Origin of the sequence: Pseudomonas morbosilactucae, assembly GCF_023241715.1 — a bacterium.
Taxonomy (GTDB): Bacteria; Pseudomonadota; Gammaproteobacteria; order Pseudomonadales; family Pseudomonadaceae; genus Aquipseudomonas; species Aquipseudomonas morbosilactucae.
Genome location: NZ_JALQCW010000076.1, coordinates 1 through 10,703 on the forward strand (window position 1 = coordinate 1; position 10,703 = coordinate 10,703).

Annotated in this window: 9 protein-coding genes; 1 reads left to right on the forward strand and 8 read right to left on the reverse strand. The window is 63.7% G+C overall.

Going from position 1 to position 10,703, the window contains the following annotated elements; translation table 11 throughout:
* The first annotated feature begins 114 nt into the window (after positions 1-114).
* Entirely contained in the window at positions 115-1,458 is a 1,344-nt protein-coding gene (gene pssA, locus M1B34_RS25815) for a CDP-diacylglycerol--serine O-phosphatidyltransferase (protein WP_268266611.1), read from the forward strand.
* Between the two features lie 43 nt (positions 1,459-1,501).
* On the opposite strand, the gene M1B34_RS25820 is transcribed toward pssA, so the two are convergent.
* The 8 genes from M1B34_RS25820 to M1B34_RS25855 all read right to left on the reverse strand — a co-directional run bounded on the left by M1B34_RS25820 (position 1,502) and on the right by M1B34_RS25855 (position 10,478).
* Positions 1,502-2,725: an MFS transporter gene (locus tag M1B34_RS25820; RefSeq protein WP_268266612.1), complete on the reverse strand. Its 1,224-nt coding sequence runs from the start codon at positions 2,723-2,725 to the stop codon at positions 1,502-1,504.
* A 240-nt stretch (positions 2,726-2,965) separates the two neighbouring features.
* A complete protein-coding gene (gene efeO / locus M1B34_RS25825) occupies positions 2,966-3,790 on the reverse strand; it encodes an iron uptake system protein EfeO (RefSeq protein ID WP_268266613.1) in 825 nt (274 codons plus the stop codon).
* 26 nt (positions 3,791-3,816) lie between these two features.
* The gene (gene efeB / locus M1B34_RS25830) at positions 3,817-5,127 is read right to left on the reverse strand and encodes an iron uptake transporter deferrochelatase/peroxidase subunit (RefSeq protein ID WP_268266614.1); all 1,311 of its coding nucleotides are present in this window, start codon (positions 5,125-5,127) and stop codon (positions 3,817-3,819) included.
* A gap of 18 nt (positions 5,128-5,145) precedes the next feature.
* Positions 5,146-6,345, reverse strand: a complete 1,200-nt coding sequence (gene efeO / locus M1B34_RS25835; protein WP_268266615.1) for an iron uptake system protein EfeO — start codon at positions 6,343-6,345, stop codon at positions 5,146-5,148.
* Between the two features lie 8 nt (positions 6,346-6,353).
* Positions 6,354-7,202 (reverse strand): iron uptake transporter permease EfeU, encoded by an 849-nt coding sequence (efeU, locus tag M1B34_RS25840; RefSeq protein ID WP_268266616.1) that lies wholly within the window; start codon positions 7,200-7,202, stop codon positions 6,354-6,356.
* A gap of 430 nt (positions 7,203-7,632) precedes the next feature.
* Positions 7,633-8,538 (reverse strand): AraC family transcriptional regulator, encoded by a 906-nt coding sequence (locus M1B34_RS25845; RefSeq protein WP_268266617.1) that lies wholly within the window; start codon positions 8,536-8,538, stop codon positions 7,633-7,635.
* Positions 8,539-8,718: 180 nt separating this feature from the next.
* Positions 8,719-10,017: a glycosyltransferase gene (locus tag M1B34_RS25850; protein WP_123333380.1), complete on the reverse strand. Its 1,299-nt coding sequence runs from the start codon at positions 10,015-10,017 to the stop codon at positions 8,719-8,721.
* 101 nt (positions 10,018-10,118) lie between these two features.
* Complete coding sequence (locus M1B34_RS25855; protein ID WP_123333378.1) at positions 10,119-10,478, reverse strand: response regulator; 360 nt, start codon at positions 10,476-10,478, stop codon at positions 10,119-10,121.
* Between the last annotated feature and the right edge of the window lie 225 nt (positions 10,479-10,703).

Consider the following 10,703-nt stretch of genomic DNA (forward strand, 5'->3'; position numbering starts at 1 on the left):
GCAAGCCTCAGCTTCAAGCCACAAGATACAAAAAGAGGGGGGTGGGTGGGTTATGAAATGTCGGTCCATGGTGTAAGCTCTTGCGCTCTTTGGATTCGACCCACTGCGAGCCCTATGCCGTCGCTTTTCAAACGCTCTCTGTTGCCCAAACTGCGCAGCTTTCCCCTGGCTGCCGACGCCTTGTCCATCCTCTCCGGTGCCGCCGAGTTCCGCCGCTGCCTGCTGGAGAAGATCCCCCAGGCCACGCAGCGCATCTATATTGTCGCCCTGTACCTGCAGCAGGATGAAGCCGGCCAGGAAATCCTCGATGCCCTGCACGCCGCCAAGGCCGCACGCCCCGAGTTGGACATTGTGGTGGTGGTGGACTGGCTGCGGGCCCAGCGGGGCTTGATTGGCGCCGGCAAGCAGCCGGGCAACTCGGCCTGGTACCAGGAGATGACCCGCACCCACGCAAGCGAAGTGCCGGTGTACGGCGTGCCGGTGCAGACCCGGGAGCTGTTCGGGGTATTGCACCTCAAGGGCTTTGTGATCGATGACTGTGTGATCTACAGCGGCGCCAGCCTGAACAACGTGTACCTGCACAAGTTCGATAAGTACCGGTATGACCGCTATCACCTGCTGCACAACCGGGCCCTGGCCGACTCCATGCAGCATCTGATTCAGCACGGCCTGGTGGAGTCCCGGGCGGTGCATCGCCTGGACCTGCCGAACCTGCCCAGCACCCGCAGCCTGCGCAACGACATCGGTGACTTGCGCAGCCGCTTGAAGCACGCGGCCTATGACACCAGCGCCGGTGGCGTGCTCAAGGGCGAGCTGTCGGTCAGCCCGTTGCTTGGCGTGGGCAAGAACAACCCCCTGAGTCGGGTGATCTGCGAGCTGATTGCCAGCGCCCAGCAGCAACTGACCATCTGCACCCCGTACTTCAACCTGCCGCTGCCGGTGACCCGTGAGGTCAACCGTGCCCTGGCCCGTGGGGTGAAGATCGACATCATCGTCGGCGACAAGACCGCCAACGACTTCTACATTCCGCCCAGCGAGCCGTTCAAGGTGATCGCTGCGCTGCCTTACCTGTACGAGATCAGCCTGCGGCGCTTTGCCAAGCGTCATCAGCGGATGATCGACAGCGGCCAGTTGAACCTGCACCTGTGGCGCGACGGCGACAACACCTACCACCTCAAGGGCATGTGGGTCGATCAGCGCTACACCTTGCTCACCGGCAACAACCTCAACCCGCGGGCGTTCCGCCTGGACCTGGAAAACGCTTTGCTGCTCGACGACCCCAAGGGCGAGTTGCTGGAGCCGCGCCAGCGTGAGCTGACGGAGATCTTCGAGCACACCCGGCGCATCGAGCACTTCCAGAACCTGGAGACCCTGGTGGACTACCCGGAGGCCGTGGGCAAGTTCCTGCGGCGGGTCAGTCGGGTGCGCATCGAGCGTTTGCTCTACCGCATTCTCTGAAACAAAAAACGCGCCTCAGGGCGCCGTTTTTTTTGGCATCAGGTCATCCGTTGACCTTTGGCTGGGGGATGTCCTGAGGGATTGGCCAGGCCGCCACCAGCAACAGCAGCACGGCGGCGATCAGGTAGGGCAGGCGCGGTTCGATGGCGTAGATCAGGGTCCCGGCCAGCGGGCCGATCACCGTGCCCAGGCCTTGGGCGGCGCCGATGGAGCCGGCGGTCGCCCCTTGCTCCGAGGCTTCCACGGCGTTGGCCGCCAGGGCCGAGAAGGACGGGAAGATACCGCCCATGCCCGCCGCGGAGACAAAGAACGCCAGCCACAGGCCCCAGGCCTGGTCCGCGAGGATGCTCCCGGCATAACCGCTGGCGGCCACCAGGGCGCCGACGCGGATCATGCGCAGCGGCGGCCATTCCAGCTTGCGCACCACCAGTTGTGCGCAAATCAGTGCCACACCGACCATGGTCAGGGCGATGCCTGCGGTTTGCGCGGCTTCGGCGGGGCCCATGCCCAGGCGGTCCAGGGCATAGAAGCTGACGGTGATCTGGGCGATGGACACGCACAGCATGGCCACAAAGGCCACGGTCATCGGCCGGCGCAGGCGCGGATCGCCCAGGCGCACCGCTTGCGGCGGTTGCCTCAGGTGCAACTCTTGCTGGGGCAGCTTGAACCACAACACAACAAAGGCCAGCAACGGCAGGATGGCCATGGCGTAGAAGGGCAGGCTCAGGCTGTAGCGCGCCAGCAGCGCGGCGATCGCCGGCCCCAGGACCAGGCCGCAGGCGTTGGCGGCGCCCAGGGTGGCCATGGCCCGGGCCCGGTGTTGCGGTTCGACGTTGTCGGCAATCAGGGCAAAACCGCCCACTGGTACTGCCGCATAGAACACGCCTACCAGGCCGCGCCCGAGCATGATGCCGATAAAGGACAGCGCCACACTGGGCAGCCATTGCAGGGACACATCGATAAACACACAGAGTGCCCAGTAGGCCAGGGTGAAGCCGGCGGTGCCGGCCAGCAGCACTCGGCGTCGACCGAGGCGGTCACTGGCCCGGCCCCAGGGGCGGGCCAGCAGGACCCAGATCATCCCCGACACGGTGACCGCTGCGCCGGCCTGCCAGGTCGAGAGGCCGAGCACCCGGGAAATCGGGCCGATCATCGAGACGAAGGCCATCAGGGCCATGGTGCAGGCCATGTAGGCGGCCATCAGCGGGTAGAGTTTGAAGGGCGAGGCGGTCAGCGGCTGAGTGGTGGTGGCCGTTGAGCTGGGCATATGGATCTTCCATGACAGGCGGGATATCCCGACGTTATAGAGGGAACGAAGGGTGGCCCAGGTTTATTAGCGTCGGTGATAGTAGCTCAGTCGGATGAACTCGGGGCGCAGGGAGTGTGAAGGGGTGTATGAGGGCTTGTGTGAGGCGAGCCGGGGCTCGATAGCGGCCCTGCAGCTCCAGCACAACGCGGTCGTTGGGTCAGGAGCTGCGGGGCCGCTAGCCAGGTGTTGCGCGGCGGGTCAGTTCAGGCCGAGCTTGCCGCGCAGTGTGGAGAGGTCTTCAGCCAGGGTGTTGACTGGGCCCACCAGGGCTTTGCGATCGTTGTCCTTGACCTTGTCGTAGGTCTGGAAGCCGCCGTCGGCGGTCTTGTACTTGGCCAGGATGGTGTTCACCGTGGCGAAGTTCTTGTCCACCTTGGCGACAAAGGCTTTGTCCTGCTTCTCGATCTGCGGACGGAACAGGTCGACGATTTTCTTCGCCCCGTCGATGTTGCCCTGGAAGTCATACAGGTCGGTGTGGCTGTAGCGGTCTTCTTCACCGGAGATCTTGGTGGCGGCGACTTCTTCCAGCAGGGCTGCGGCGCCGCCCACGACTTTTTCCGGCGGGAAGGTCAGGCCGGCCACGCGGGCCTGCAGGTCCTTGACGTCCTTGTCCAGGCCATCGGCCAGGGCGCCCAGGCCTTGGGTGGTGTTTTCCGAGAACAGCGAGTACTCAATGCGGTGGAAGCCGGTGAAATCTTCGGCCTTGACGCCTTTTTCATGGTCGTCGACCCGGGAGTCGATGGAGGCGTCGAGGTCACTGAACAGTTCGGCGATCGGCTCGATCGACTCGTAGTAGACCCGGGTCGGCGCGTAGAGCTTCTTGGCGGTGGCCAGGTCGCCTTTCTTCACTGCGTCGGTGAACTGTTGGGTGTGGCTGGCCAGCTCATCGAGCTGCTCGGTCACGTAGATCTTGTAGTCCGAGATCGGCCCCACCAGCTCCAGGGGGGCGGTGGCGGCGAAGGCCGAAAGGGGAGCCTGGAGCAGGCCAAGGGTCAGCAACACAGCGAGAGGCGACTTTTTCATGGGGCTTTTCCGTGGGGGTTATGGTGTCAGGCAGTGGTTCTGGGGTGTGTGGCATCGAGCAGCGAACGGCCAATGAAATCCTGGCCACCGGTGACCCCCGGCAAGGTAAAGAAGTAACCGCCGCCCACCGGCTTGAGGTATTCCTCCAGCGGCTCACCGTTGAGGCGGGTCTGCACGGTGATAAAGCCTTTTTCCAGGTCGGCCTGGTAGCAGATAAACAGCAGGCCCATGTCCAGTTGGCCGTTCTTGTTGACCCCGTTGGAGTAGTTGAACGGCCGACGCAGGATCAGGTTGGCCTGGGTCGCGGCAGTGCGCGGGTTGGCCAGGCGGATGTGGGCGTCGAGCTTGGTCAGCTTGCCGTGGGGGTCCTTGGCGTAGTCCGGCACCTGGTGTTCCTGGCGGCCGTCCATGGGCGCGCCGGTGGTCTTGACCCGGCCGATGATGCTTTCCTGTTCCTGCAGCGGCGTGCGGTCCCAGCGTTCGACGAAGTTGCGGATGATCCGCACCGCCTGGTAGCTGCCATGGGCGGCCCAGGCCGGCTCGTCGCTGCCGGGCTGGACCCAGACGATCTGCTCCATGGCCTGGCGGTCGTTGGAGTCGGGGTTGGCCGAGCCATCGCGAAAGCCCAGGAAGTTGCGTGCGCTCTGGGCCGGTTGCCCGGGTTGGGTCGGCGCCTGGGGCGGTACGCTGCCTTCCTGCTTCCAGCGCACCAGCAGCAGGTCCGGAAGGTTTTTTACGATGTCGCGCAGGGCGTGGATGTTGCTGTCGGCGGTGTTGGCGCAGAACTGCAGGCTCAGGTCGCCGTGGCAGCAATCGGCTTCAAGGGCGTCATTGGGGAACCCCACCATGCGCGTCAGGCGCTTGGGTTTGGCGGATGCCAGGCCGAAGCGCTCGTCGAACAGCGACTCGCCCACTGACACGGTGATGGTCAGGTTGTCCGGGGTCACCACCGGGCCGAGGATGCCCGAATCCACGGGCGGCAGCTTGGGGTCGACCTGAGGCACCGGGCCGCCGGTCATGAGGAAGGCGATGCGCTCGTTGAGGGTGCGGAACAGGCGCTCCAGGTCGTCGCGGTCGCTGGCCAGCACATCGAAGGACACCAGCATGCCCGAGGCCGGGCGCGGGGTGACGATGCCGCTTTGGTGCTGGCCGTGGAAGTCATTGCGTTCCTGGGTCTTGTCGCTGCTGGGTGCCTCCGTGACCTGGGCCTGGGGGGCGGCCAGGGCCGGGCCGCTCAGGGCTGATCCGGCCAGGGCGACGCCGGCGGCGCCCATGCCCAGCAGCACGCGACGACGTTGTGGATTGAAGCTCGGTGAGGATTGATCTGAGTCGTTCATTTAACGTGGGTCTTCTGCTTAAAGGCCGGACAGGCCAAGGGCGGGATCGATTCCATCCAGTGCATCGGCCAGGGCCTTGGCCTGTTGGGCAATCTGTTGGCGCTGCGGGCTGCTGACGCGGTCGTACGACAGGTAGCCATTGGCATCGCGCAGGCTCTGTAGTTGGGTATCCAGGGCGCCGATGGCGGCGTCGACCTGGGGCAAAAGCTCGGCAGCGGACTTGGCCAGCAATGGGCGCAACAGGTCGATGACCTTGCGCGTGGTGTCCAGGTTGGCGGCAAAGCCGTTGAGGTCGATGTGGCTGTAACGCTCTTCTTCACCGCTCCCGGCACGTACCTCGACGATGCTGCGCAGGCTGCGGGACACCACATTGACCAACTGCTCGGGCGGCAACGACTGGGCCAGCAACTGGGTCTTGAGGGTGGTGACATCCGTCAGCAGGCGCTGGGCCAGCGGCGTCAGGCCGTTCAGGTCGCGTTGCTGGAACAGGGCGTACTCCAGGCGATGGAAACCGCTGAAGGCCGGGTCCTGTTCGCGCTGCTCGAAATAGTCGGCGCGGGCGTTGATGGCGTTGTCCAGCTCGGCCAGGCGCTGGGCAGCAGGCGCCACGTGCTGGTAGGCGACGCGAGCCGGCAGGTAAAGCGCCTGGGCCTGCTGCAGGTCGCCGGCCGCGATGGCCTGTTGCAGGGCGGCCACGGCCTTGATCAGGGCGGTGCTCTGGCTGCTCAGGTAAACCCGGAACTCCGACAGCGGGCCGATAAAGGCCACCATCGACGGCCGCGCCTTGGCTTGGGCGTCGGACTCGGCAGTGGGCGTGACTTTCAAGGTGCCTCGCGGGTTGCTCAACAGGCCGCAGGTGATGGCGTAGTCGCCGGGTTGCAGGTTGGCGTTGATCACCTGGCTCAGCCCGGGGGCGATGTTTTCCCGCTCCTCGACCACCAGCACGCCGTCGAGAATTTCCCACTCCACCGCACGCTGGGAACGGTTGACGATGCGGAAGCTGGCGTGGCCAGCGGGTACGGTCAGGGCATTCGGTTCGCAGCTGTGGGGGTGGATGGTCACGGTGATTTCACCGGTGTGGGCCTGGCGTTTGCTGGCGGCCAGTTGCGAGGCGTAATAGAACAGCCCGCCGGCGGCGATCATCACGATCACCGAACCGGCTAGCGCCCAGCGCAGAGCGCGGGGTGGCGAGGCCTGGGGTGAGGCTTGCTGGGTCATGGGGAGCCTTACTGACTGGAAACGGAAGACGATGGGCCGGAGGCCTGGGCGGCGGGCCGGCTGGGCAGGAAGAACAGCACCAGGGTCACTGCCAGGTACAGCACATAGGCACCGAGGGTGCTGACGGTGGGCGCGTCCTGGTAACCGAACATGCCGGCCAGGACCGAGCCCAGCGGGCCGTCCATGGGCAGGCTGGCGCTGAAGTCGAAAAGCACGGTCTGCAAGTGGTTCCACACCCCTGCTTCATGCAGGGCTTGCACCGAGTTGGCAAGGATGCCGGCGGCCACCACCAGGATGAACAGCCCGGTCCAGCGGAAAAAGGCCCCCAGGTTGAGGCGCATGCTGCCGCTGTAGATCAGGAAACCGACAACGATGGCCAGCACCAAGCCGAGGAGGGCGCCGATGGGGGCGGCCGGGCCTTCGCTCTGCTGGAACACCGCCAGCAGGAAGAACACGGTTTCCAGGCCTTCCCGGGCGACGGCGAAGAACACCATGGCGATCAGCGCCGTGACCTGGTGTTTCGAACCGGTCAGGGCCTGGTCGAGGGACGCCTGCAGGGAGTGCTTGATGGAGCGCGCCACCTTGCGCATCCAGAACACCATGGAGCTGAGAATCGTCACCGCCACCAGACCCACCAGGCCTTCGAACAATTCCTGCTGCTTCTGCGGGAACTCCGCGCTCATCAGCTCCAGGCCGCCCCCCACCAGCAGCGCCAGGGCTGCTGCGAGAAATACACCGATCCACACCGCCGGCATCCATTGGCCGCGGCCGGTCTGTTGCAGGTAACTGGCGATGATGCCAACGATAAGCGCGGCTTCAATGCCCTCGCGCAGCATGATCAGAAAGGGAACGAGCATTCAGCACCGCTAGGCAGATAGATAGGGTGCTAAGTTGTAACATAATGATACTCATTGCCAAATGGATATTATTGACATTCGCTGAACGAAAGCTGAACGGGTTTTATTTACCCCAACACCCACCGCAAACCCGTAGGAGCCGGCTTGCCGGCGATGGGCTTCGAGCCTTGTGCTGGGCTTGAGGACGCGATCGCTGGCAAGCCAGCTCCTACAGGTGATGCGGGGTATGTTTTTTTGTAGGAGCCGGCTTGCCGGCGATTTGGGCTTCGAGTCTTGTGCTGGGTTTGAGGACGCCATCGCTGGCAAGCCAGCTCCTACAGGTGATGCGGGGCATGTTTTTTTGTAGGAGCCGGCTTGCCGGCGATGGGGTTTCGAGTCTTGTGCTGGGTTTGAGGGCGCCATCGCTGGCAAGCCAGCTCCTACAGGAGGGTTAGACGCGGTTTTGTTCCGTGAGGCGCTGGACGGCCAGGCGACGGTAGTGGGAGGGGGTCATGCCTTTGAGTTGCTGGAAGCGGCGATTGAAGTTGGAAATGTTGTTGAAGCCCGACTCGAAGCACACATCCGTCACCGGCTTGTCGCCGTCGGCCAGCAGTTCGCAGGATTTGCTGATTCGCAGGCGATTGACGAATTCGATAAAACAACGCCCCGTGGCCTGCTTGAACACCCGGGAAAAGTAGGTGGGTTTCATGCCCAGGTAATCGGCCACTTCTTCCAGGGGCAGTTCCCGGGCGTAGTGGGCAAAGATGTAGTCCACCGCGCGGTTGGTGCGGTCGACGTTGTGGTCGTCGGACAGTTGCGCGGTGGTCGCCCCGGACAGCAACTGGTAGTCATCGCAGCTCGCCAACAACTCCAGCAGGATGAAAAAGTGCCCAAGGCGGGTCACGCCGCTGGATTCGGCAATGCGCTGCATCAGCGGCATGGCCTGGGCGATGGTGCGCGGGCAGCGGAACTCGATGCCGTATTGGGCGCGTTCCAGCAGCGGCACGAGGTTCTTCAGTTCGGCAAAGACTTGCGCACCGCTGTCGAACAGCTCGTCGGTGAAGTTCACCAGCATGTCGCGCTTGGGCACCACTTCATCCTCGGCCACCTGGCTGATCCAGTTGTGGGGCAGGTTGGGGCCGGTGAGGAACAGGGTCTGGGGGTAGAAGTTGCCGATGTAGTCGCCAATAAACACCTTGCCCGAGCTGGCGACGATCAGGTGCAGTTCGTATTCCTTATGGAAGTGCCAGCGCACCAACGGGCAGGGAAAGCCATGCTGGCGATAGATGATCGACAGGCCGTTGTGGTCGTCCATCAACTCATAGGAAGGGTCGGTGATTTTCGCGGATCGGCTCATGGCGCGGGTCTGTTCTTGTTGTTGGCCCCGCTGATAATGCCTCGTGCCCCGCCCATGCACCAGTAGGAGCTGGCTTGCCAGCGAAGGCGTCTTCGAGGGCGATGCAAGGCTTGTGGGCCTCTTCGCCGGCAAGCCGGTTCCTACATGGCGTTTGCGTGTCTCGCCCCGTAGGAGCGGGGGTTATGGGGCGGGGCGGTTTTTCGCTTCGATCCATTGCGCCATGTATTGGGTGCTCTTGTGATGGTGGTGTCGCAGCATGGCGCCGGTGAAGTTGTCCCGGCGCAACTGCTCCAGGTGCTGGCGGCAGTCTTGCAGGCGCTGGATCAGCGCCGGGCCGTGGACTTGCTGGCGGTAGCGCGCCTCAAGCAACCGCCGGCCATCTGTCTGGGCCTGTTCCCACACCTGTTGGTCCTGATACAGGCGCACTGCCGCGGCCGCCAGGTCGCCGGCCGACTCGGCCACCGCGCCCGGCCAGGGCAGCCCATCCTGGGACATGGATTCACTGCCGATCGGCGTGGTGACGCTGGGGGTGCCGCAGAGCATGGCGTCCAGCAGCTTGCCCTTGATCCCCGCGCCAAAGCGCAGCGGTGCCAGGCAGATGCGCGCTGCAGACATCACCTGCAGGGCGTCTTCGGCCCAGTTCATGATGTGAAAGCCCTGGGCCGGGTTGTGCAGCGCCGCGGCCTTGGGCGGTGTGTAGGCGCCATAGAGATGCAGTTGTGCCCCGGGCAGTTGCTGGCGGATCAGCGGCCACACACTGTTCTTCATCCACAGCACCGCGTCCCAGTTCGGCGCATGGCGGAAATTGCCGATACTCAGGAAGTGGGCGCGTTCGGCAAAAGGGGTAAAGGTCTGTGGCAGCGGGTCCAGCATCAGCGGGCACCAGTGCAGCAAGGCCGCGGGCAACTTGAACTGTTGCTCCAGCAGCTGGATTTCGAACTCGGAGATCATCAGGTTCAGGTCGCAGCGGTAAATCGCCGCTATTTCCCGTTTGGCCAGGTCGGTGTCGGCCATCTGCTGGAATTCATCCGCCAGCGCCGGGGCAAACAGCTCGCTGAAATCGTCGCTGTCGTCGCTGGCCTTCAAACGGTCCTTGAGGCGCTGATGGCGGGCGTGCCGCAAGCATTGCAGGTCCGACGTCTCCAGCACTCGCAGGGCCGTGGGGCAATGCTGCTCGACGCGCCAGCCGAACTGCTCCTCCATCATGAACTGGTCGAACAGCACGATATCCGGGGCCAGTTCGGCGACAAAGTGGTCGAAGCTGCTGTTGTTGAGTTCGATGGGCTGTTCGTCGATGCCCAGGGCCGCGAGGTCCGCCTTGTGCTCGCCCTCATTGGCCGGGCTGCTGAACGTCAGGTCCCAGCCTTGGGCGAGAAAGGTTTCGAGAATTTGCATCATGTGCCCGCCGGCGGCGGAAGAGCGGGGTTCGGGCCAGACGTAACCAATGATCAGGACTTTGGTTGCGGCGGTCGGGCTCATGGCAGGCATTCCTGGAAACGGGCGGAGGGCTGAAAAAAAGGGGCGCCATTAAACCACAGCACCGCGACCTCGGCGCCAGTGGTGTGCCCCTGGATCAATCCCTAGCCGAGGATGCCTCGCACCTTGTCCCGCAGTTGATCGATAGAGAAGGGTTTGCCGATCACCGCCATGCCCGCCGGCACTTCGATGCTTTCGGCGTAGCCGCTGGCGAACAGCACTGGCAGTTGCGGGCGCAGCTCTCGGGCACGCAGGGCCAGTTCCTGGCCATTCATGCCGGGCAGGCCGACGTCGGTCATCAGCAGGTCGATGGTGTTTCCGGGGTTTTCCAGCTGCGCCAGGGCGGCCTCGCTGCCGTCGGCTTCCAGCACCGCGAAGCCCAGCTCTTCGAGCACATCGACAATCAACATACGCACGATGGCGTCGTCTTCGACGACAAGAATGGTGGACGGGCTGGCGGACATAGGAAAGCTCTCGAAAAAAGATGAAATCAATGGGCTGCGCTTGAGCGTAGGACCTTTTGCATGAGTAAGCCGCGGCCCATGACAAGTTCCCGAAGCTGTACAAAAAAACCGCCTTGTACAAGTGGCGGCAAGAATAACCGCTTCCTTGGGCTCGCGGCAGGGTGAAACATCAGGTTGCGCGAGTTTTGTTATAAAAAATGGCCGAACCTGTCGATTGTGGGGCAA